Source organism: Bifidobacterium tibiigranuli, from assembly GCF_022655035.1.
In the GTDB taxonomy this organism is placed as follows: domain Bacteria; phylum Actinomycetota; class Actinomycetes; order Actinomycetales; family Bifidobacteriaceae; genus Bifidobacterium; species Bifidobacterium tibiigranuli_A.
Window position 1 is genome coordinate 38904 of record NZ_JALCUA010000005.1, and the last position, 22393, is coordinate 61296.

A 22393-nucleotide genomic window follows, 5' to 3' on the forward strand; every position below is an offset into this window, starting at 1 on the left:
CTGGCGCGAAGGAGCGAGGTATGAAGATCACGGTGTTGGGCGCGGGAGCCTGGGGCACGGCCTTCGGTCAAGTGCTTGCGGATGCCGGCAATGACGTGACGATGTGGGCGCGCGAACCTGAGATCGTGCAAGGCATCCGAGATCAGCATCATAATGCGGTCCGCCTGCCCAGCGTCGAATGTCTCCCCGAGAATATGACGGCGACCGGAGACCGGGCCGAGGCGGTGCGCGGTGCGCGCATCGTCGTGGTCGCGATAGCCGCCCAGTTCGCTCGGATAGCGCTTGAGCCGTTCAAAGACCTGATTTCTGAGAATGCCATCGTCGTCTCGCTGATGAAGGGCATCGAGCGCAATACCGGCAAGCGCATGGACGAGGTGGTGCGCGAGGCGCTTGCCTTGCCAGCCGAGCGCTTCGCCGCCGTATCTGGCCCGAATCTGAGCAAGGAAATCGCCGACCGCCAGCCTGCGGCCACCGTTGTCGCATGCGAGGATATCGACGTGGCACATACGGTCGCCTCCGCCTGCGCTACGGAATATTTCAAGACCTTCGTCACCACTGACGTGATTGGGCTGGAAATGTGCGGATCGCTCAAGAACGTCGTGGCGCTCGCGGTCGGCATGACCCGAGGAGCTGGATACGGCGAGAACACCGCCGCCATGATTGAAACGCGCGGGCTCGCGGAGCTTACGGCGCTGGGCGAGGCCGCCGGGGCGAACCCGAGAACCTTTGCCGGATTGGCAGGCGTCGGCGATCTGATTGTCACCTGCGGTTCGCCGCTGAGTCGCAACTATACTTTTGGATCCAATCTAGGCAAAGGCATGAGCGTTGCAGAGGCAACGGCCGCCAGCAGCGGCGTGGCCGAAGGCGTGCCCACAACCGATGCCGTCGTAGCACTGGGTCGCAAGTTTGGCGTGCCCACTCCGCTGGCTTGTGCGATGAGCCGGGTACTGGACGAGGGCATCTCGTGCGCGCAGATGCTCGCCGAGCTGTTCAGCGCCGATATCAGCGAAGAATAATCGCTGGTGCATGACATAGTTCGATAATGCCTGCGAACTGAAGACGGCTGGGAGCTGTAAGACCAAGGTAACTCCACAGAGTCTGCGTGAAGCATGGCTCGAAGCATGGTCAATTCGGCAAGGTTCTCAGGGGCAAGCAGACATAATCGCGAGTAACTTAAGGAAAGATCGCAATCCCGCAGTCTGGGTTCCCAACAGAAACGTAGCAGGGCATATCGGGCTGGTATGGTGGGAGCCCTACATGAACCTTGCATGCTGCATAGGCCTGAGAAACCCCAAACGACAGCGGGCTGAGTATTCTGGCTGGCAGAGGCAAACGAAGCAAACGAGGCAAGGCCCCGCATGGGGGAGGTTGGCTGCTGCGGCTGCGGCGGCCGGTACGGATTCGTGAGGATTGACATGGTCAGGAAACGCATTGCGGTGCTGTACGGCGGAAAGGCCGATGAGCACTCCATTTCGTGCATTTCGGCTGCTGGGGTGCTGGCCGCGATGGATGAGGAGCGTTTCGAGGCGGTTCCGATCGGCATCACGAAGCAAGGCGAATGGCTGACTGGCTGCACGGATCCGCGTGACTTTGATTTCAAAAAACAACCGCTTCCTGTCGTGAGCGCTGGGGAGGGCACGAGCCGCGTCGTGCTGGATATGGGTTTGGGAGGCGATGGCTTCTTCGCGCGCAATAACCCGGACGGCGGTGTGCAAGGACAAAGTAGCACGAACAAGCACGGCACGCTGACTTCGCTGGGCCATATCGACGCCGTGCTGCCGATATTGCACGGCCCATACGGCGAGGATGGCACGGTGCAGGGCCTGCTTGAGATGCTGGGGGTGCCGTATGTCGGCTGCGGCGTGTTCGCTTCCGCCGTGTGCATGGACAAGCATTTCACGAAAATCCTGCTTACCGACGCTGGTATACCGGTCGCGCCCGACGTCACTCTCGACACGCGCCCTTATACGACCGCCAGCTCATTCGACTCGGCAGCCGAGGAGTTCTTCGCGCAAGTGCGTGCGGCCAAACTGCGCTACCCGTTGTTCGTCAAGCCGTCGCGCGCGGGTTCGAGTTTCGGCGTGACTAAGGTGGAGCGTGCAGGAGACGGTGCCGAACTGGCCGCCGCAGTACGCGAGGCGTCCCGACACGACTGGAAGGTGCTGGTAGAACAAGGCATCGATGGCCGCGAAATCGAGTGCGCGGTGCTTGCGTCGCGAATCAGCGAGGAGCCTCTGGCCAGCTGGCCGGGCGAAATCGTGCTGGACCGGCGCGAATCCGGCGACGTCCAGTTCTACGATTTTGACAGCAAATACATCGATTCCGGCGCCTCGCATGTGCAGGTGCCAGCCGATCTGTCTGCCGAAACGCTGCGACGCGTGCAGGAGATTGCCATTAAAGCATTCAAGGCGGTTGATGGCATCGGCATGAGCCGCGTGGACACCTTCGTGGGCGCGGATGGCAGCATCGTCGTCAACGAAGTCAACACGATTCCCGGCTTCACGCCGATTTCGATGTATCCCAAGGCGTGGGAGGCGACCGGAGTCAACTATGGCAAACTTATTACGACGCTGATCGAGAGCGCGCTTGACCCCGCGTAGCCTTGGCCCAGGTTTCAGCCCAAGCGCACAAGCATCGGTCTCAGCCTCAGTCCCAGTCAGCAGGCAAACTGTGATCGTGACTATGCTTAGGCAAGCATAAACATAAACGCAAACGCAGGGCCGATGCTTGGGTGCAAGCGCGAATGCAATGCACTGACGAACCGCAACAGATCGCGATGACGAGACGCCGCAACGAACCGCGAGAACGAGACGCAAGACCCAAGGAGAACGCACTATGAACCACAAAAGCCGCCCGGAGGATAAGAACCAGCCCGCGTATGCCTACGATCCTAGACTCGGTTCGCCGTGGTGGAAGCATGCCCGCAGCCGGTTCTCGACGGTGGGAGTCGCGCTCAGCGTGATGCTGGTCGTGTGGTTCGCGTTGAGTCTTGCGATTTCCTTGAGCCTTAAGTTCGCGCTGCCCTCGCTGGGCATCGATGCGAAGCACATTCCTACTTGGGTGAACCTGCTGGCCTCCAACGGGCCGCTGTACGTGATTGCGATGCCCATCGCGGTGGCTATGCTCCGCAAGGTTCCGAAATTGCCGACAAGGCGCTTCTCTCTGGGCGGCAAGCAGTTTTTCGCGCTGCTAGTCATGTGCGTGCCGATCATGTACGCCGGCAGCCTCGTCGGGATAGTGCTTTCGTCCCTGCTGTCAGGCGGCACTGCGGTCAGCAACGTCAGCCAGCTCGCGTCCTCGCTCGACCCGCTGGCGGCGTTCGTGTTCATGGTGCTTATCGCGCCGGTGTTCGAGGAATGGATATTCCGCAAGCAGATCATCGATCGGCTGCGGCGCTACGGCGAGAAGACGGCCATCGTGATTTCGGCGCTCGCCTTCGCCCTCTTCCATGGAAACCTGTTCCAGTTCTTCTACGCATTCGGCATCGGGCTCGTGTTCGCCTACGTCTACATGCGCACCTCGCGCCTGCGCTATTCGATTGCGATGCATATGATCATCAACTGCAACGGCGGCGTGGTGGCACCGTGGATCATGCGCCAGTTCGACCCTAAGGCGCTCGAATCGCTGCAATCGGCGGGTGCGCAGATGCAGAACCAGTCGGAATCGCTCAAGCAGCTGGAATCCATCGATCAGGGGTCCATCGCAGGTCTCGCCGGGGTCACGTTGTATGGGCTGGCGCTGCTGGCATTGGTCGTGGCGGGCATCGTCCTGCTGATCGTGTGGCGCAAGCGCTTCGAGCTCTACATCACTCCCGAAGAGCTGCTGCCTGGAACCCGTCTGCGCACGGTGACTAACCCCGGCATGATTGCCTACGGCGTGCTGTGCGTGGCGCTGATGGTCGGGGAGCTGTTCTTCCGCGGGTGACAAATAACGGGATTTGGCCCGGCAGCGTCCGGCAGCATGAGAACGCAGCTAATGCCCTGTTTTACTGACCGATGGCGGCGCGCTGCTCGATGAATTCGGCGTCGGCTAGGGCGCGCACGGCCTTGTCGCGCACGGTGCTGAGCAGCACGCCGGGCTTGGCGAAGAGCAGCACCTGCCCCTCGACGCCGTAGGGGGTGAATCCAGTGAAGTTCACCACCGCCGAAGTGCCAGGGCTTGTGGCGTCCGCTGTAGCACGCTCGACCGATGCGGCGATGCGCCTGCTGATATCGCTCAGGTCACTTCCTGCTTTGGCGGTGAAGGGGATGGTTACGCAGCTTTCGGCCGCCGGCGTGATGCGTTCGAGCAGCGAGGTGTTGAGCACGGAGTTGGGGATGATCAGATCGTTGCCACCGCGCTCTTCCACAACGGTCTGGCGCCAGGTGATGTCCTTGATCGTGCCGGTCACGCCCGAGACGGTGACGATGTCGCCGGGGGTGACGACCTTGCCGAGCATCAGCCCGAAGCCGCCGATTACGTTGGCTATGGTGTCCTTGAGACCGAGCGACAGCGCGAGGCCGCCGACGCCGAGCGCCGTGATGAGCGTCGTCGGATTGATGCCGAACACAGGTCGTAGCACGATGGTGGCCGCGAACAGCCAGATCATCAGGCGCGCCAGATTGATGAAGATCGAGGCATTGGGCACGTTCGAGCGTTCCAGGAACTTGCGCAGCAGCCGACTGGTGACTTTTGCCAGAATCAGCGCGGCCACCAGCACAACCGCGAGCAGCACGATTCTGTCCGCGTGCGCCGACAGCCAGTTCAGCATCGTTTCCATAGCGTCCTTTCCTCGTGGTTCCTCGCCTGAAAGGCTGGAATACTCATAGCGTCGGTTTCGTCCTGTCGGATGTGTGAAGCCGCTGTGCGCCGAGCGTCTGTTTACTACCGTCGAGCATATCCGAAGGGGGCATCGAGCGCCGACAATCCGTGCTACGCATCGCTTCCGTTCCCGCGCTGGGCGCGCCAACGATAGCTCCATGTCGATCTGATGAGCAGATTCGCGGCGAACAGGATGTTGCGCCGGTCCTCGTCCGAAAGCCCGGCGAACGATCCGATCATCTCGGGCAGGGCCTTGGGCAAGGAGCCCAGCACGCCGGAAAAATGGTCGGTGCCGCTTGCGGCGAGAATCGAGAACAAGGCGTCGACGGCGCGTTGGCGCTGCTCGTGCGACAGGCTGCCCAGCCACTCGTTCAGCGATGTGTTGAAGTACTGCGAGCTGGGCGCGATGGCGGGAAGCACTTCGAAAGCGCCGTCCTGCACCTGCCAGGAGAACGCCATATGCTGCATGATGCCCTTCTGGTCGGAACGCACCACGACGCAGGGCTCCGGGGTTTCCAGAATCATGCCGACTATGGATGAATCGGGCACGATTTTCTCGACTTTCGGCACGATTGCCTGATAGCGCGGACTGGTCACTACCTCGGATGGGAAACCGGGGCCGTCAAGCGAGAAGACGCGCACGATCCGCTTCTGGATGTCGTCGGCGGCATTCATGGCGGCATGAACGGCGAGATTGCCGCCCTTCGAGTGTCCGAGCAGCATTATCGGCCCGTTCCACACCCGCGCGACCGACTGCAGGTAATCGCTGGCGGCTTCCTGCGCAGGCACCGGGTACTGGAAGGCCATGTTGAAGTCCTCCTTCCACCCTACGAAGGAGTCATCGGTGCCTTGGAACGCGACGGCCAGCGTGCCGTCGGGGAGCTGCATTGTCTCGGCGGCGAACTGCGTCTGGCGCTGCGCGCTGAAGCGCTGATCATAGGCTGAGATCCGTATTCCGGCGAAGCGCGGGGAGCTCGCTGCCGCCGCATACAATTCGTTGGTCAGCTGTGGGTCGGCGAATCCGGCGACATCGATCTGAGTGGGCTGATTAGGCTGATTGGGCTGATTGGAGTCGGCAGGTTCTGCGCGGCACTCCACGAGACAGGCGTTCACTTCAGCAAGCGTGGGGCCTTCGAAGGGGGCTTTGCATAGTGTTCGCAGCGAAGCGATTGGATGCCGCAGATCGAACAGCCGCGCGCGGGCAGCAAGCGTACCGTATTTCGTCATGATGTCGCTGAGTCGGGGCACTTCGTCGGGCACATCGCAATATGCGAGGGAAGCCAGCACCAGCGCGTCGACCGCGTTGAAAGGGCGCTCGGAGAGGTCGTGCGTCTCTTCGCGCGTGTAGTCGTTGATGTTGCCCATGACAGCCTCCTGCATTATCTGTGATGATAATCGCTGCACATAACCGTGTGCGCGGTGGGTTTGACGCGGTAGCGGTGACGGCATGCGCGGAGGCGCGACGATAAAGGTGGTGCGTGCGGTGCACAGGGCAGCGTTATTGCTGTCGGCGGAATCGAGGGCGGCGGCATCGAGAACAGCATAGTGAGGTGGTGGCGTAGTTGGGTAGCAGAACGGTGACGCGACAGTGCAGTGACGTGACAGTGAAACGATGCGACAGTGCAGCGCGACGTAACAGCGCGAAACCATAAAGAACTGCGATAGTTTGTTGCTCGCAATGCGGTGGAACCGCTCGTGTCGGCGGTCGGGTGGAATCGCTCCGTTCGCTGCGCAGGCATACGATGAACGCATGGATATTCTTGTCGGCGGGTTCGGCCCGCTCAATGGCCAGACATGCAAAGGCATCGAGCGTTTCGCGTTCACGGTTGATGCGCACAACGCTTCCTTCGCAGCTAAATGCGAAGATGAGGCTGAAGTCGAGTGTGGGGCTGAGGACGGGAACGGCTGCAACGACAGTGACACTATCCGCGTGCTTGGGCACGATGTGCTGGCCGACCTGCCGTCGCCCACATGGCTCGAACGCGACGGGGACATGCTGTACGCGGTGCTGGAAAACACCGGCGAGATCGCCTCGCTACGTATCGAGCGCGATGATAATGGGCTTCGACTGCGAGAACTGCGCCGGGTGCCGGTGCAGGGCGATGGACCGACCCATGCCGCAGTAGCCGTGGACAGTGAAGGCCAGCGGCATCTTGTCGTTGCGGATTACGGCGACGGGAGCATTGCCGTGCATCCGATTGGCGACGATGGCAGCACGATGCAGGGCACGCAGATGCTGCGCAGCGAGGGACATGGCCCATTGCCGGCGCAGGCCGGGCCGCACGCCCATTGGGTGCTGCCGCTGCCGGATGGGCGCGTGCTCACCACCGACTTGGGAGCTGATCGAATCTACGTGCACCAGTGGGATCATGGCGTGCTGCGTCGCGTCGGTGCGGTGATGCTTGCTCCTGGCACCGGGCCGCGCGATATGCACCTCATGCCCGCGAATGATGGCGGCTGGCGCGTCGCAGTGGTCGGCGAATGGGGCGACTCGGTTACGCTGCTGGCGTGCGATGACGTTTCGGGAAGCTCCGCTGAACACGGGCATGAGAGTGAACATGAACGTGGACGTGATGCGGGCAGCGACGGCATCCGTGTTGTGCAGACCGTCGATCTTGGCGGCGACACCGGCGATCAAGCCGCATCGTTGGCCTATGTGCCATCGGCTGCCGCGCTCGCTGCTCGCTCTGACGGCTCTGCACGCGCTGCTCGTTCCTCCGGCTCTGCACGCTCGGGAGGGAGTGCGCCAACCGCTGCGGGCTTCGCCTACATCGGTCTGCGTGGATCGGAGCGCATCATCACGCTGGCTTGGGATGGAGAGCGCTTCGCACGCCTTGCCGAGCCGGAAACGCCCGGCTGGCGCGGCTGCGGCATATTGTGCGGCGGCAAGAGACCCCGGCAGCTCGTGGCCTTTGACGCGCTGCTGTTCGCAGCGGATGAGACCTCGAATAACATCGCCGTATTCGAGCTTCTTGCGACCGGCGAGCCGCGCGAATGCGCCCGCTTCGACGCTGACTCGCCCACGGTGATAGTGCGGGTGTGAGAACGCGCGGGACGGGACTCTTCGGGCCAGGCTGATTGGTCTACCTGGCCCGGTTGCGTGCCCGTTATTCGCTCTCGCCCTGCCCATGCCCTTCGGCCAGCGCCAGCGCGTCCTGACGGTCAGGGCAGTCGGGCACACCGGCGATATTGCGTTCGATAGCGAGCGAAGCGGCGGCGTTGGCGATATGCGCGGCGTCGAGCATCGACCAGCCTTGGGCGAGCATGGCGCAGAAGGCTCCGGTGTGGCAGGCACCGGCCGAGCGGGTGTGTGCCGACTTGACCGGGAATCCCGGCACATGCGTCACAGCGCCTCCCGGCTCGCGTACCCAGGCGCCGTGCGAGCCGGCGCGCAATATCAAGGGCGCTCGCAGGGTTTCGCCGAGTGAGCCGCACAGATCTTCCATCGCTTCGTCGAAAGCGCCTCCGACCGTGAGCTTCTTGGCGTCGCTGAGCGGCACGCCGAGCCGTTCAGCCAAGGTGTGCGCCTCCTGCCGGTTGCATGACCAGATCGGGCGGGCCAGCACCACATTTTCCAGCAGCTGCTCGCTGACCAGCTCCAAGGCGTTCGTGGGATTGATCACCAGCGTATAGGGACGGTCGTCGGGGTCGAGCGCCGTGCGTGCGAAGAACGCTTCGATGCCGGACGACGAATGATCCATCAGCGTGTTGCCGCTGATATGCACCACATCGCCGACTCGTGGCTCGATGGCATCGAAGGTGCTGACGTCACCCTGCGATTCCGCGCCGTATGTCGCGATGAAGGTCTTGTGCTCGCCGTCGTTGAGCACCAGTCTGAATCCGGTATCTGAGTCCAGCCGATCCTGCCCGATATGATCGATCCCGTTGTGCGCCAAGGCTTCGCGTACGGCGGTGCCCCACATGCCGCTGCCGATGATGCCCGCATGCTTGGCAGGGGAGCCCATGCGGCTCACGGCCTGCAACACGCGGAAGCTGCCGCCGATAGTCGCGTTGACCTCCTGCGAGACGGAGAATCCTCCGGAAGGCGGCATCTCGTTGACATCCATCATGACATCGACCCATATCTGACCGAGCGACAGCACCGAAGCGGCCTGCGGGCGGGTCGGCCTCGTGAACGCGTGTGGCATGAATTCGTGCAGCATTGCAACCTCCTTCGGCATGACGGCCATACTCGTATATCGAATATGGCCCTACCTGCGGTTTTTTCCTTTATATCCTGAGCATATGAAGGTAAGCTGAACGCTCGGCAGGCTTTGGCGATACGCGGACGGCAAGGCTGCCGAATTTGCGTTATGTCTGCCCTAGCTGTATAGTTGTGTGATTGTGCGTTCAACAGCATGCGTGTATGCGTATGATTGCTGATCGCCAAGACTTGCAAGTCAAAGAATTAGGGAGTCCATTATGGCAGCTCGTTGCGCAGTGTGCGGCAAGGGACCGCAAACCGGTTACACCGTTTCACACTCACATATCCGCAATAAGCGCACCTTCCGCCCGAACCTGCAGCCAGTCCGTACCACGGTTGACGGCGAGAACGTCCGCGTTCGCGTCTGCGCCAAGTGCATCAAGGCCGGCAAGGTTCAGCGCGTGGCCGCGTGAGTCGCGAGCAATCGCGATTCAAACCCCGGAGGCGTCAAGCCCCCGGGGTTTTGTGTATTCCAAGCCACTTACCTGCTAGAGAATCGGGGACTCTGTCTCGTTTGTGACAATTACCAGCGGTAAATGTCATGCATGAGACAGAGTTCAGCATGCTCTGTCTTGTTTCTGCCATTACGGTCGATTTACTGTCACAAACGAGACAGAGTTGCCGATTCGCCAGTGAACGACCTCAAGGACACGAAGGCTGTACGACTAGCGCATAGCGGCAAGCTGTCGGGCTAATTGACAACAATGGGAAATATGAGCGTTTCACTGAGTACCCCGATTTCGTCATTGATGACGAACAAGCGGCGGGTCAGCGCGCTCAAATCCTTAGGGCTCATAACGGTCGGCGATGCGCTGACCTATTATCCCTTCCGTGTGACCGAGCCGGTCGCGCTTAGGGCATTGCACGAGGCTCGCGCAGGGCAGCCGATGGCCTTTGCCGCCCAGGTGCGGCAGGTGCGCGTAGTGCCGATGAGCGCTCGGCGCGGGTTTCGGCTTGAGGTGAGTGTCGATGACGCGGACTTCGCGCGGACCAGAAACGTCAACGGCACCATCGCCCGGCTTGTGTTCTTCTCGGGCAAACGGCAGTACATCGACTGGCTCAGCGCACGGATGCATTCCGGCGCGGATGTCGTCGTCGCGGGGGAACCTACGGAGTTCAATGGCCAGCTGCAGTTCACGCATCCTGAGGTGCTGACGGTCGATCCCGATTCGCACGAGGATACGGAATCTGACGCTGCCAGACCGGGCGACGCGGCGCAGTCGCGCGGCGGAGCAGCGACGAAGCGTATATACGATGCCGACTCCGAGGAAGAGGCTTTGCGGCGAGTGTGCCGACCCCGGCCTGTGTACCACGCCACTTCACGTATTTCCAGCGAGCATATACACGAGGCGATCCTGGGATTCCTCGATCTGCTGCGTGACAGCGGCACTGGAACTGACGGTGATGCGGAGAATGAGGAGATGCGAACTGGTGTCGTCGGAGTTGACGCTGCGTCAACCGATGTTTCACGACACACTGACGCTGCTGGCCTTGCCGGTTCTACTGACGCTATTACCGCTACCGTTACCGCCGCCGACGCCTCCGGAACTTCACCCGACATAGCCGCCCTGCGCCAGGCCGTCCCCGATATCGTGCCCGAATCGATTCGTGACGTGCACGCGCTCATGCATCGGGCGCAGGCCTTCCTCGCGATTCACGATCCGCAGTCGACCAAGGAATTCCATCAGGCCATCGCCACGCTGCGTTATGAGGAGGCGCTGGTCTCCCAGACCGCCGTGCTGCAATCGCGCCAGCACGCCCGCCAAACACAGGCCCATGCGTGTGCGGACGATGCATTGCGGGACATGTTCATCGCTTCGCTGCCATTCGAGCTGACTGGCGGCCAGCGCGAGGTCATTGACGATATCGCCGCCGACATGGCGCAGAGCTATCCCATGCAGCGGCTGCTCCAAGGCGAGGTCGGGTCGGGCAAAACCGTGGTGGCGGTTGCCGCGATGCTGCAGGCCGTGGGCGCGGGGTACCAGGCCGTGCTGGTGGCGCCCACGCAGGTGCTTGCCGAGCAGCATTACCAGACCATATCGGCGATGGTCAACGGCGACTCGATGCAGGTGGCGGTGACGCTGCTGACCGGCGGCATGCGGCTGGCTGCCCGCCGCAAAGCCTTGGCACAGGCCGCAAGCGGCGAGCCGGGCATCATCATCGCCACGCATGCCGCGTTCTCCTCGACCTTCCAGGCACCCAATCTCGCGCTCGTGGTCATCGACGAGCAGCACCGCTTCGGCGTCGAACAGCGCGAATCGCTGCGGGCGCGAGGAGAGCTGACCCCGCATCTGCTGGTGATGACCGCGACGCCCATCCCGCGCACTGCCGCGATGACATGGTTCGGCGATCTGGACATCTCATGGCTCACCGAACTGCCCGGAGGCCGCAAGCCGATCAGAACGGTTGTCGTGCCGGAGGCCGATGCGCGGACGATGGCAGCCATGTTCGCGCACATCCGCAAGCGTCTCGATGCGGGGGAGCGAGCCTATGTGGTCTGCCCGCGGATTGATATGGACGAAGATGCAGACGGCGCAGGTGATGCCGGCGAAGACGGCTTCGAAGCCTTCGATGACGGATCGGATGATGAACGGGCGCAGGCTGCTGCGGGCCGGCAACCAGGCAGGCGCGGGCGAGGTGCCAGCCAAGCGAGCGGCAGCGGTTCAGACAGCTCGGAACCAATGGCTGAACCCAAGCCGCCCTTGCATGCGGTCGCCGAAATCGCGCAGCGCCTGCAATCGCTGCCCCAATTCGAAGGCGTTGCCTTCGCAACGCTGACCGGCAGCGATGATGACGCGACCAAGGCGCAGGTCATGGCCGACTTCTCCTCTGGCAAGACGCCTGTGCTCGTGGCCACCACGGTGATCGAGGTCGGCGTGGATGTCCCGCAGGCCAGCTGCATCGTGATATTCGACGCCGACCGCTACGGGCTGTCCCAATTGCATCAGCTGCGTGGCAGGGTCGGGCGCGGCGGCACCGATTCATGGGCATTCCTCGTCTCGCGCGCCGAGCCGGACAGCATCGCGGCCCAGCGGCTCGAAGTCATTCACCACTCGCTTGACGGCGCGGAGATTGCGCAAGCCGACCTCGAACTGCGTGGCGCGGGCGATGTGCTTGGCGATACCCAGTCAGGCGTCAAATCCGGGCTCAAGCTCTTGCGCGTGGTCAAGGACGTCACGATTATCGCTAAGGCCCGCACCGATGCCGATGCGCTGCTCGACGCCGACCCTGATTTGAGCCACGCGGTGCAGTTGGCGGGCGCGGTGCTCGACTTCACGCGCGGCGGCGAATCGCAGATCGTCAGCAGCTGACCATCGTCGGATACCTTAGACGTTTCGTATGGGAGAGGCTAAGGTGGTTGGTGGAAAAACGCGCCAACGAATTAAGGAGCGAACATGCAGCATATTATTCTCGACTGCGATCCGGGGCATGACGATGCGATGGCGATTCTGCTCGCCGTGGGCAATCCGGGCATCGATCTGATCGGCGTCACCACTGTTGGTGGCAATCAAAGTCTCGACAAGGTCACCTACAACGCGCGATCCGTGCTGGAAATGGCCCATGCGACCGATATCCCAGTGCACGCCGGAAGCGACAGGCCGCTTATCCGCCCGCTTGAGGTCGCCGCCTCGATTCACGGCGAGACGGGGCTGGATGGCGTGACGCTGCCCAAGCCGACACGCCCGCTCGAACAGGGCCACGCGGCCAACTGGATCATCGACACCATCATGGGCAGCGAACCCGGCACCATCACCCTGGTCCCCACTGGCCCGCTGACCAACATCGCCCTGGCCGCGCGTCTGGAACCGCGCATCGTGGAGCGCGTCAAGGAGGTCGTGCTCATGGGCGGCGGCGTGCACGTAGGCAATTGGAGCGCGGTTGCCGAATTCAACATCAAAACTGACCCTGAGGCTGCGCGGGTGGTGTTCCGCGAGGCATGGCCGCTGACGATGGTCGGCCTCGACCTGACTCATCAGGCGCTGTGCACGCCGCAGGTGCAGTCGCGCATCGACGCGATCGGCTCTGATCTGTCGGCCTTCGCCAGCGGGTTGATGGATTTCTTCCGCAAGTCCTACCAGAACAATCAGGACTTCATCGACCCGCCGGTGCACGATCCCTGCACGGTCGCCTACCTGATTGACCCTTCGGTGATGACCACCCGCCGCTGCCCGCTCGACGTCGAAATCGCCGACGGGCCGACCCTGGGCATGACCGTCGCCGATCTGCGCGGACCGGAGCCGCCTGCCAAGGACTGCCATACGCAGGTCGCGCTCAAGCTCGATTTCGACAAGTTCTGGAACCTGATCATCGACGCCATCACGCGCATCGGCTAGCAGCACAGCAACCAGCAGTACAGTAATCATGCAACATAGCAATAGGGAGTAGGGAAATACCGATGTCTCAACAGGTGGCGTCCCCGTCCGGCGGGCAAACCGGCAACGGCAACAACAGCAATAACGGCGCGATGCTCGACCAAGGCGGCCGCTCCATCGTCGCGTTGATGACCGCGCTTATGGTCGCGATCTTCGCCTTCCAGCTCAACGCCTCCATGCTCTCGCCGGCGCTGGCGACCATGGAGCGCGAGCTCAACACGACCTCCGACCAGATCGGCCTGACACAGACGGTGTTCTTCACCGCCGCCGCGCTGTTCTCGCTGTTCCTGCCGCGCCTGGCCGATCTGGTCGGCCGCAAGAAGGTGCTGTTGGGCATCCTCATCGCCACGACGCTCGGCTGCGTCGTCTCCGCGCTCGCCCCTAACGTCACGGTGCTCATGCTCGGCAGAATCCTGCAGGGCGCGGCCGGCCCGGTCGTGCCGATGTGCCTCATCATGCTGCATGTGCGCGTCACCGAGGAGAAGCGCTACGCCAAGCTCATGTCGATTCTGACTTCGGTCAACGGCGGCATCGCCGGCATCGACGCAATCCTCGGTGGCTGGCTCGCAGGCAACTTCGGCTTCCGCTCTGTGTTCTGGACCATGGCCGGCATCGGGCTTGTCGCCATCGTGCTCGTCGGCGTCGCCACCGAGGAATCGACGGCGCAGGACACGCCGCGCATGGACTGGCTCGGCGTGGTGTGCCTCGGCATCGCCTTCCTCGCGGCCTATCTGGCCATCAACGAGATTCAGAAGCTCGGGGCGGCGAACTGGCTTGTCGTGATTATCGAAATCATCGTCGCAGCCGTGTTCTTCGTGGTCTTCTGGCAGGTCGAGAGCCGGTCCAAGGCGCCGATGGTCTCTACGGTCTACTTGAAGCAGCGCCGCACCTGGGGACTGCTGTCCACCACGCTGCTGACCATGACCGGTGTGTTCGCCATCATGAACGGCGTGATACCCGCCATCGCGCAGGATACAAAACTGTGGTCCGGCATGGGCGCTGATGTGGTCTCCTTCGCCACGCTCACCCCGTATGCGATCGTCGGCCTGCTCTTCGGCATTGCCGCAGGGCAGCTCGCCAGCCGCTTCGGCTACCTGAAAGTGCTGCGCGTGGGGCTGGTCGTGAGCCTGCTTGGCGCGCTCTTCGGCATCGTCGTGGCGCATGACCCTTCCGTGTGGATTCTGGTCGCCATCTCGGTGCTGCTGGGCCTGAGCTACGCAGGCACGGCGAACATCATGCTCAACGGCCTGGGCATCGTGCTCTCGCCGAAGGACAACACCGGCTATCTGCCCGGCATGAACGCCGGCGCGTTCAACCTTGGTGCCGGCCTGAGCTTCGCGGTGCTGTACGCCTTCATGACCTCGCTGAGCGCTTCGCATGGCTCGGTGGCCGGCTATAGCGCGGCGATGATCGCGGGCGCGGTGCTGCTGGTGGCCGCATTCGGCTGCTCCTACCTGATTCCCCAGCCTGAAGACGAACGGGAATAGAACAGGAATAGAACAATGCGGCGCGGCGGCGGAACAGCACGGTCGCACGTTTTATACTGATGCTGATGAGACTGCGAATTGATTTGGCCTATGACGGCGGCAATTTCCACGGATGGGCGAAGCAGCCCGCCCTGCGCACGGTGCAGGGCGAGATGGAGACGGCGCTGCACCGCATTCTGGACGTGCCGGATGACGACTTGCAGGAGCCGCTGCGCCTCGTCGTGGCCGGGCGCACCGATACGGGCGTGCACGCGAGCCACCAGGTGTGTCATCTCGATGTGCAGGTCGAAACGCTTGCCGGCTGCATCGGCCATATGGACATGCCGGCCATCGAGGCGCTCATGCGCCGGCTGCGGCATTTCCTGCCGGACGACATCACGATCCACGCCATCAGCGAAGCGCCCGAGGGCTTCGACGCGCGCTTCTCCGCGCTGGAACGCACGTATGTCTTCCGCATCGCCGATGGCGCTTATGCGCCCGATCCCCGGCTGCGCGGCTTCGTGCTGTCGATGGACGGCGAGCTCGACACTGACGCGATGAATCAGGCTTCGGCGATGATGCTCGGCCTGCACGACTTCGGCTCTTTCGCCACGCCGAACCCCGGTGGCACCACCATACGAGAGGTCAAGACGGCATGCTGGCGTCGCGTCATCACTCGCCCGCTGATCGATGAAGAGGCACGGGGGCATTATTGCACGCCTGCCATCGAATCCGGGCTGGTGTGCTTCACCATCGTCGCCGACGCCTTCGCGCACAACATGGTGCGCTCCTTGGTCGGCGCATGCGTGCAGGTCGGACTGGGCAAGCGCTCGCTGGACTGGTTCGCTGGCAAGATGGCGCAGCCGGTGCGCGAGGGTTCCACAGGCCCTATCGCGCCGCACGGCCTGACGCTCGAGCATATCGCCTACCCGCCGGACAAGGAGCTGGGCGTGCGGGCCGAACGCATCCGGGCCAGGCGCACACTGCCATGACGGAGCGGCGTGTGTGCGGCTGCTATACCTGCCTATTCTGTCTGCGGCCGGCTATGTCTGTCTTCGACTGACTGCGGCTGTCTGCGTTTGCCGATTCGCGCTTGTTCACGCCTCGTGACATGTTCGTAACATAGCCACGCGCCGATGGTAATGCGCGGTGGTTAGCGTTGCCAAGGAAATCGCAAGGAAGCATGCTCGCGGGCACGTCGCGGCATCGCGTTGTGACCATTGCAGTGATTCGCGGAGGAGTTTCGAATGGCAGTAAATTCAGTGCATCAACTGACGGGGGAGCTGGTCGATCGCAGGGAGGGGATCAATCGCGAACTCAGCCGCAACGGAGTGCGCTTCGGAGTCTACAAGGACGGCGAGTACCGCGATCGGCTCTTCCCCTACGATCCGATTCCGCGCATCATCGAATCCGACGAGTTCGATCAGCTTGAGGCCGGTCTTAAGCAGCGCGTCAATGCGCTTAACGCCTACCTCAAGGACATCTACGGTGACAAGCGCATCATCGCCGACAACGTGATTCCCGGCGAATACGTCTACACTTCCGCAGGCTACTTCCCGCAGGTCAATGGCGTGACGCCTCCTGGGGGCATCTTCGCGCATATCGCCGGCGAGGATCTGGTGCAGGGCGAGGACGGTCGCTGGTGGGTGCTCGAAGACAATCTGCGTATCCCCTCGGGCGCCAGCTACCCGCTGTTCGCCAGGGATGTCGAGCGCCGGACCAACCCCAAGCTCTTCCGCCAGCTGCATGTGCGCGACAATCGCGACTACCCGCGGCTGCTGCGCAAGGCCATGGACTTCGTTTCGACCGACGGCATAGCGGTGGTCTTCACGCCGGGCCGTTACAACTCCGCGTTCTTCGAACATGCCTATCTGGCCGAGAAAACCGGTGCGGTGCTTGCCTTCCCCGAGGATCTGGAAGTGCTCGACAATCGACTGTACCTCTTGGACTATGCCGGCCGCCGCCACCGCGTGGGCGTCATGTACCGCAGGATGTCGGACGAATTCCTCGACCCCTTCGCCTTCAACCCCGATTCCGTCATCGGCGTGCCGGGGCTGCTCTCCGTGTATCGCTCGGGCAATGTGGCCATCGTCAACGCGCCGGGCAACGGCGCTGCCGACGACAAGGCGATCTACTACTTCGTGCCCCGCATGATTCGCTACTATCTCAACGAAGAGCCCATCCTGAACAATGCGCCGACCTATATGCCGATGTTCGAGCAGGATCGCCGCGAGGTGATCGACCGGCTTGGCGAGCTGGTGATCAAGGACGTGAGTGAGGCCGGCGGCTACGGTGTGGTCTTCGGTTCGAGCCTCGACAAGGCGCAGCGTCAGGAGCTGACCGAGCGCATCACGAGCGAGCCCCGCCGTTTCATCGCGCAGGAGGTCATCCAGTTCAAGGATATCAATGTGATCGACCCGGTCACCGGCGAGGAGACGCCGCGCAAATGCGATTTGCGCGCTTTCGTAGTGACCGGTCAGAACACGCATGTGTGGTATTCGGGCCTGACCCGATACTCCTCGAAGCCCGGGGAGATGATCGTCAACTCCTCGCAGGGCGGCGGCTTCAAGGACACTTGGGTGCTGGCGCCTGACAAGCCGAAGAACAGCCAGCAGCAGGGCGGCGTATCCGCGGCGGACGCGGCCAGCCTCATCGCCGACCCGCAGCCGCACACGCTCTCGCTGGTCACTGTCTCGAAGGCCGACAACCTGTACTGGCTCGGGCGCTATACGGAACGCGCTTTCACCACGCTCGCGCGCTTCTTCCCCTTCTACGACCGTGTGATGGACACCGATGTGGACGCTTTCCGCCCCTTCGCCGAGGCGCTCGATCTGCCGCAGGACTTCGGCGATTTCGACGACTTCATCCATTCCTTCCTCTACGACGGTCAGGACCCGAACTCGGTGCGCAGCGCCGTCGTGCGCGCCTTCGACAACGCCGTGATTCTGCGCCCGGAACTCAGCTCGGGTCTCCTGCAGTACATCGAGCTCGCAGTGAGCAATATCACCGCTGCGGCGACGCGCTTCGCCAGCGCGGAGGATATTTACAAGCAGCGCGACATCGAAGACAACATGCTTGCTTTCTGGGGCGGCGTCGAGGATTCCGGCATGGATACGACGCTGAAGGCGTCCATCTTCATCGGCAAGTACATCGAACGCATCGACTTGTACACACGCCTCCACTTGGCGCCTGAAGAGCTGAGCGCACCGCTGACGAAGCTGGAAACCTACGCGCATACGCTCGATGGCCTGCCGCTGCCGCAATGCTTCGCCATCGGCGTCGGCTGGCTCTCTGAGCAACTGCCTGCACGCGGATACGCCCAGCTGGCTGAGCGGCTCAACGAGTTCCGCAGCGATTTCGACAGCAGATCGGTGCTGGTGCAGTCCGAGGACGGCACGCTCAGCGCCATGAACATGGACTCTCGTCGTCCGTGAGCTATGCGAGCTGTGAGCTAGCAGGCCATGAGCTACGCCGTCTGTGAAGCTACACGACCCGTGTTTCGGCGGTTCCGGCCAGTGCAAACTGACGAGACGGAATCGCCGAGACAGGAATTGCCCAGCGCGTAGTCGCATCTGCTAAGGTGGGATGAGCGTTCGCAGCATATGTCGAATTCGAGGAGCCGAGATCAATGAAGAAACTGGTGTTTGATTACGAGATGAAGCTGTCGTTCAGCTCTCCCGTCACCGACCACCGTTTCCAGTTGCGCTGCGTTCCCGGCTCCGGCCCCCGCCAGCAGGTGGTGGATGTCGAGGTTGAGATAGAGCCCAAGGCCGAGTTGGAGACCACGGTCGATGCCTTCGATTCCGTGGTGAAGACCGGATACATCCGGCAGGCGCATTCGAATTTCAACTACTCGGTCAAGGGCATCGCATTCGTAGACACCGAAAACACCAAGCCGGAAAAGTACAAGCCGCTCTATCGCTTTGACTCCGCGTTGACCGTGCCCGGCTCCTCGATTGCGGCCATGATTGCGGTCTGCCGTGCCAAGCTGGCTGAACTACAGCCCAACGCCACGGCGGTCGAACAAGGCCAAGTGGTGATGGACGAGGTGTTCCGCGCGTTTACGTACACGCCAGGAGCCACCACGATTCGTACCACAGCCGAGCAGGCGCTCACCCAAGGCACGGGTGTGTGCCAGGACTATGCGCATGTCATGCTCGCTGTATGTCGGCATCTCGGCCTGACCGCGCGCTATATCGCCGGTCTGCTCGGGGGGGAGGGCGCAACCCACGCATGGATTGAGGTATACCACGACGGCCGCTGGATTGGACTGGACCCGACGCATAACCGCATGGTGGACGACAACTACATCACCATCGCGCACGGCCGCGATTACCGCGACTGCATGCTCGACATCGGCATCTTCTCCGGCGACAACGTACGCCAGAGTCAGTGGGTCAACGCTTCGGTGCACGAGCAGTAGGTAGCGGGCTGTAGCGAACGGTGGCGAGTGGCAGGTCGATTACGCGACACAGGCTCGACTTGCGCGATTCGCTCTTCGTCGTATAATAAACAAGTTGCCTTGTGCAATATGGATGAGTGTCCGAGCGGTCGAAGGAGCACGCCTCGAAAGCGTGTGAGGGCGAACCCCTCCGCGAGTTCGAATCTCGCCTCATCCGCCAAGTCCCCCGGTTTCCACCCCGGGGGACTTCTTACTTTTCGTGTAACTCCACTTTTCGCTGCGAAGTGCGGCAAAGGGCCGCTGATGTATCACATCAGCGGCCCTTTGCCGTTTGATAAGAGGATGTTCAAGATCACCCTACCGGATTTGGCAACGTCCCCTGAAAGTTCTTAGCGCCTGCCGAGAGTGTAGGGAACGTGCGGAAGTGCCGTGTCCAGCATCTCCATCATAACCGATACTCTGGAACACGTCGAGCGAAATCCCGCGGAAGGGACGAGCCCTGACCGTCCGGCAATCGTCGGACGACGCTGCCGCGTCGTTGCGGCGCGGCTGTCTGATAAGAAAGAGGCATTATTATGCCCAATTCAAGAGAGCCGAACTTCGGCCCCTCGCTGTGGCTGGCGGCGCTTATTGTCGTCTGTCTTAGCGCCAAGATTGACCCGGCTACAGCCGGCTTGATTGTTGTGGCCATCGCGCTGCGCGCGGTGTGGAGGCTCAAGTAAGGTACGCCAGCTCACGGGAAACCGTGAGCTGGTCCTCTCTGTGCCTCTACGACTGTGGATTTCGGTGCTATGCGAACAGCGCTGCATCGTAGGACGGGTAGCCGAGATCGAAGGCCTGCTCCATGCGCGACGCGGTTAGGAACGAGAGTGCTCGCAGACCGTCTGTCGACGCTGAATCGTCAGTTGACGAGGATGCGCTGCCGCGCTGGGATTGTTGCGCAGGCTGCAAGGCCTGAGTGCTCTGCGAATTCTGGCCTTCCACTCCCGTAATCTCCTCGCGGGCGCAATCGATTTCGACTGCGGCCATCGTCGGCACGCGCAGGCCGGTGGCTGCATCGATGATCGTATCCTGATTGGCGAGCAGCTGCTTGACGGAGTAGATCTTCTGCCGAGGATCCTTGATATTCCCTGCCGCTGAGGCGAGCGAAAACAGCCGCGAAGCCGTGGCCTTGTGATCGTCACTAAGTGCCAGCGTGGCGTTCGACACCCCGCGCGCGGCGAGTACCTCGGCTGCGAAGCCGGCCCGGTCCTCGGCCAAGACAGCCGCCAAAAGCACTTTGGTATCGGCGTGCAGCTGCGTGAGACCATCGAGCCCGCCGCGATGCGTCGCCGCAGCAGACTCGCTATACGTTCCGCCCACCGCAGGTGCCAGCATGTGCGCGAGATGCCGCGCCTGCGCCGCGTGTATCGTGCCTTGCGCAAAACGCTGCGGGCATGCCGCAGCCACTTCGGTCCACTGGCTGCCTGCCGTCGTGGCCGCAAGGAAACGCATCAGGCGAGGATTATGGCCGGCCACCACGTTTTGCGCCTCGTTGGCGGATCGATACGCCCGACTGCACGGATTTGCAGCCCTGTTTGTCTCGACCCGCGTTTCCAGCTGTGGAGCCGCACATCCCGTCGCTGACAGCAGCAGACACCCCGCCAGCGCGCCGCCGATGGCGTGGATCAGGTGTCGTTCGCTGTGCATGAAGTGGGTGGTGCGTGTCTGCATAGACCATTAGAGTAATGAAGGATTATGACCAAGTGGGGCACAAACGCTCGGCTAAATAACTTCATAGGAGGTCTTGCACCATGCAATTGGACCTGACGGGTATTCACCAACTGGCTGCTGGACAGGGAATAGATGCCGAAACGGTGGACGCCGCGCTTGCCGAAGCGCTGCGTCTCGCCTATCTCAAAACACCAAAATCCGCGAAACACGCTCGCGTCGAGCTTGATGATCGCGCAGGAACCTTTACGGTGTGGGCGCGCGACGAAACCGAGGTCGCGCCTACTGAGGAGAATCCTCATCCGGAACCTGAGATCGGCGAGGAATATGACGACACGCCCAAGGGATTCGGGCGTTTGGCTGCGGCCACGGCGCGTCAGGTCATCAGCCAGCTGTTCCGCAGCGCCGAGGACGAGAAGATCTTCGGCTCCTTCTACGGTCAGCGCGGCAAGCTGATCACCGGAGTCGTGCAGCAGGACGTCAAGGATCCGGCCAATGTGCACGTCGCCGTAGGCGAGGTGGAGGCCATCCTGCCCAAGCGCGAGCAGGTGCCGGGCGAGCGCTACCATCACGGTGAGCGCATTCGCGTCTACGTCGTCAATGTGGCTCGCGGGCTCAAGGGCTCGGAGATCATCGTCTCCCGCTCCCACCCCGAGCTGGTGCGGCGGCTGTTCGAGCGCGAGGTTCCGGAGCTGGTCTCTGGTGCCGTGTCGATTATGGCTATTGCGCGCGAGGCGGGCGCTCGCACGAAGATCGCTGTGCATGCGAATACGGAGGGCGTCAATCCCAAGGGGGCGCTCATCGGACCGGGAGGCGCCCGCGTGCGCGCGGTGATGGAGAACCTGGGGCCGGAGAAAATCGATATCGTCGACTGGTCCAAGGATCCCGCGCAGTTCGTCGCCTCGGCGCTTTCGCCCGCGGTGGCGACCGGCGTGCAGGTCGTCAGCGAGAAGAACAAGACGGCCATCGCCTACATTCATGACGATCAGCTTTCGCTGGCCATCGGCAAGGAGGGGCAGAATGCCCGCCTCGCCGCCAAGCTCACCGGCTGGAAGATCGGCATCGAATCCAGCGAGGCGCACGCTGCCAAGGAAGCCGCCGATCGCAAGGCCGCTGAGCAGGCCGAGCGCAATGAGACTGAGCACAGCGAAACTGAGAGCAGCGAAACCGAACATGGTGACGCTGTGCGTAATGGCAATGAACCGCAAGCCACTGATCAGAAAGGCACTGAGCAAAAAGGTGCCGATCAGAACGAGACTGAGCAGCAGGCCGACAAGGCGTGAGTGACGTGCCGGCAGGCGCGTCGGAGAATCGCAACGTTGTCTGTTCAACGTTGTTTATTCAACACTGTCTGCTCAACGCATGCAACGCACGGTCATCACGCCGGCAACACATGCCGCATTCTGCATCGATAGACGCAATCCAGCGTTTCGAGTAT

The 22393-nt window shown here is 62.3% G+C and carries 17 protein-coding genes and 1 tRNA gene; 14 read left to right on the plus strand and 4 right to left on the minus strand.

Going from position 1 to position 22393, the window contains the following annotated elements; all coding sequences use genetic code 11:
* Positions 1-20: 20 nt before the first annotated feature.
* From LKK40_RS06610 to LKK40_RS06620, 3 genes are all read left to right on the plus strand, one after another.
* Positions 21-1016, plus strand: coding sequence for an NAD(P)H-dependent glycerol-3-phosphate dehydrogenase (locus LKK40_RS06610; RefSeq protein ID WP_304309966.1), 996 nt, complete (start codon positions 21-23; stop codon positions 1014-1016).
* Positions 1017-1415: 399 nt separating this feature from the next.
* Positions 1416-2600, plus strand: coding sequence for a D-alanine--D-alanine ligase family protein (locus LKK40_RS06615; protein WP_304309967.1), 1185 nt, complete (start codon positions 1416-1418; stop codon positions 2598-2600).
* Between the two features lie 235 nt (positions 2601-2835).
* Positions 2836-3924: a CPBP family intramembrane glutamic endopeptidase gene (locus LKK40_RS06620; RefSeq protein WP_304309968.1), complete on the plus strand. Its 1089-nt coding sequence runs from the start codon at positions 2836-2838 to the stop codon at positions 3922-3924.
* 61 nt (positions 3925-3985) lie between these two features.
* Here the strand turns inward: LKK40_RS06620 and LKK40_RS06625 are convergent, their stop codons facing one another.
* Both LKK40_RS06625 and LKK40_RS06630 read right to left on the minus strand, forming a co-directional pair.
* Positions 3986-4759 (minus strand): mechanosensitive ion channel family protein, encoded by a 774-nt coding sequence (locus tag LKK40_RS06625; RefSeq protein ID WP_304309969.1) that lies wholly within the window; start codon positions 4757-4759, stop codon positions 3986-3988.
* A gap of 152 nt (positions 4760-4911) precedes the next feature.
* The gene (locus LKK40_RS06630; protein ID WP_304309970.1) at positions 4912-6165 is read right to left on the minus strand and encodes a DUF2974 domain-containing protein; all 1254 of its coding nucleotides are present in this window, start codon (positions 6163-6165) and stop codon (positions 4912-4914) included.
* 385 nt (positions 6166-6550) lie between these two features.
* On the opposite strand from LKK40_RS06630, the gene LKK40_RS06635 reads away from it, so the two are divergent.
* Positions 6551-7843: a lactonase family protein gene (locus LKK40_RS06635; RefSeq protein ID WP_304309971.1), complete on the plus strand. Its 1293-nt coding sequence runs from the start codon at positions 6551-6553 to the stop codon at positions 7841-7843.
* A gap of 64 nt (positions 7844-7907) precedes the next feature.
* Here LKK40_RS06635 and LKK40_RS06640 read toward each other — a convergent pair whose 3' ends face one another.
* Positions 7908-8963 (minus strand): PfkB family carbohydrate kinase, encoded by a 1056-nt coding sequence (locus LKK40_RS06640; RefSeq protein ID WP_304309972.1) that lies wholly within the window; start codon positions 8961-8963, stop codon positions 7908-7910.
* Positions 8964-9222: 259 nt separating this feature from the next.
* Between LKK40_RS06640 and rpmB the strand changes: the two genes are divergently transcribed.
* From rpmB to LKK40_RS06685, 9 genes are all read left to right on the plus strand, one after another.
* On the plus strand, positions 9223-9417 hold the full coding sequence (gene rpmB, locus LKK40_RS06645) for a 50S ribosomal protein L28 (protein WP_152581262.1): 195 nt from the start codon (positions 9223-9225) through the stop codon (positions 9415-9417).
* A gap of 300 nt (positions 9418-9717) precedes the next feature.
* Positions 9718-12315 (plus strand): ATP-dependent DNA helicase RecG, encoded by a 2598-nt coding sequence (locus tag LKK40_RS06650; RefSeq protein ID WP_304309973.1) that lies wholly within the window; start codon positions 9718-9720, stop codon positions 12313-12315.
* An 84-nt stretch (positions 12316-12399) separates the two neighbouring features.
* A complete protein-coding gene (locus tag LKK40_RS06655; protein WP_304309974.1) occupies positions 12400-13338 on the plus strand; it encodes a nucleoside hydrolase in 939 nt (312 codons plus the stop codon).
* A gap of 131 nt (positions 13339-13469) precedes the next feature.
* Positions 13470-14864, plus strand: a complete 1395-nt coding sequence (locus LKK40_RS06660; RefSeq protein WP_304310044.1) for an MFS transporter — start codon at positions 13470-13472, stop codon at positions 14862-14864.
* Between the two features lie 65 nt (positions 14865-14929).
* Entirely contained in the window at positions 14930-15835 is a 906-nt protein-coding gene (gene truA, locus LKK40_RS06665; RefSeq protein WP_304309975.1) for a tRNA pseudouridine(38-40) synthase TruA, read from the plus strand.
* 255 nt (positions 15836-16090) lie between these two features.
* The gene (locus LKK40_RS06670; protein ID WP_304309976.1) at positions 16091-18277 is read left to right on the plus strand and encodes a circularly permuted type 2 ATP-grasp protein; all 2187 of its coding nucleotides are present in this window, start codon (positions 16091-16093) and stop codon (positions 18275-18277) included.
* A 194-nt stretch (positions 18278-18471) separates the two neighbouring features.
* Positions 18472-19266 (plus strand): transglutaminase family protein, encoded by a 795-nt coding sequence (locus LKK40_RS06675; RefSeq protein ID WP_304309977.1) that lies wholly within the window; start codon positions 18472-18474, stop codon positions 19264-19266.
* 110 nt (positions 19267-19376) lie between these two features.
* Positions 19377-19465 (plus strand) — tRNA-Ser (locus LKK40_RS06680).
* Positions 19466-19820: 355 nt separating this feature from the next.
* A complete protein-coding gene (locus tag LKK40_RS06685) occupies positions 19821-19967 on the plus strand; it encodes a hypothetical protein (protein ID WP_304309978.1) in 147 nt (48 codons plus the stop codon).
* A gap of 67 nt (positions 19968-20034) precedes the next feature.
* Here LKK40_RS06685 and LKK40_RS06690 read toward each other — a convergent pair whose 3' ends face one another.
* Positions 20035-20958, minus strand: coding sequence for a hypothetical protein (locus tag LKK40_RS06690; protein ID WP_304309979.1), 924 nt, complete (start codon positions 20956-20958; stop codon positions 20035-20037).
* An 80-nt stretch (positions 20959-21038) separates the two neighbouring features.
* Between LKK40_RS06690 and nusA the strand changes: the two genes are divergently transcribed.
* Positions 21039-22238, plus strand: a complete 1200-nt coding sequence (gene nusA, locus LKK40_RS06695) for a transcription termination factor NusA (RefSeq protein ID WP_304309980.1) — start codon at positions 21039-21041, stop codon at positions 22236-22238.
* The last annotated feature ends 155 nt before the right edge of the window (positions 22239-22393 follow it).

Bases quoted from the DNA above. Each gene is read 5' to 3' on its own strand.
- LKK40_RS06640 (WP_304309972.1), bottom strand. From the start codon at position 8,963: ATGCTGCACGAATTCATGCCACACGCGTTCACGAGGCCGACCCGCCCG.
- LKK40_RS06630 (WP_304309970.1), bottom strand. From the start codon at position 6,165: ATGGGCAACATCAACGACTACACGCGCGAAGAGACGCACGACCTCTCC.
- LKK40_RS06625 (WP_304309969.1), bottom strand. From the start codon at position 4,759: ATGGAAACGATGCTGAACTGGCTGTCGGCGCACGCGGACAGAATCGTG.
- truA (WP_304309975.1), top strand. From the start codon at position 14,930: ATGAGACTGCGAATTGATTTGGCCTATGACGGCGGCAATTTCCACGGA.
- LKK40_RS06650 (WP_304309973.1), top strand. From the start codon at position 9,718: ATGAGCGTTTCACTGAGTACCCCGATTTCGTCATTGATGACGAACAAG.
- LKK40_RS06670 (WP_304309976.1), top strand. From the start codon at position 16,091: ATGGCAGTAAATTCAGTGCATCAACTGACGGGGGAGCTGGTCGATCGC.
- LKK40_RS06635 (WP_304309971.1), top strand. From the start codon at position 6,551: ATGGATATTCTTGTCGGCGGGTTCGGCCCGCTCAATGGCCAGACATGC.
- LKK40_RS06655 (WP_304309974.1), top strand. From the start codon at position 12,400: ATGCAGCATATTATTCTCGACTGCGATCCGGGGCATGACGATGCGATG.
- LKK40_RS06690 (WP_304309979.1), bottom strand. From the start codon at position 20,958: ATGCAGACACGCACCACCCACTTCATGCACAGCGAACGACACCTGATC.
- LKK40_RS06620 (WP_304309968.1), top strand. From the start codon at position 2,836: ATGAACCACAAAAGCCGCCCGGAGGATAAGAACCAGCCCGCGTATGCC.
- LKK40_RS06615 (WP_304309967.1), top strand. From the start codon at position 1,416: ATGGTCAGGAAACGCATTGCGGTGCTGTACGGCGGAAAGGCCGATGAG.
- LKK40_RS06675 (WP_304309977.1), top strand. From the start codon at position 18,472: ATGAAGAAACTGGTGTTTGATTACGAGATGAAGCTGTCGTTCAGCTCT.
- LKK40_RS06610 (WP_304309966.1), top strand. From the start codon at position 21: ATGAAGATCACGGTGTTGGGCGCGGGAGCCTGGGGCACGGCCTTCGGT.
- rpmB (WP_152581262.1), top strand. From the start codon at position 9,223: ATGGCAGCTCGTTGCGCAGTGTGCGGCAAGGGACCGCAAACCGGTTAC.
- LKK40_RS06685 (WP_304309978.1), top strand. From the start codon at position 19,821: ATGCCCAATTCAAGAGAGCCGAACTTCGGCCCCTCGCTGTGGCTGGCG.
- nusA (WP_304309980.1), top strand. From the start codon at position 21,039: ATGCAATTGGACCTGACGGGTATTCACCAACTGGCTGCTGGACAGGGA.
- LKK40_RS06660 (WP_304310044.1), top strand. From the start codon at position 13,470: ATGCTCGACCAAGGCGGCCGCTCCATCGTCGCGTTGATGACCGCGCTT.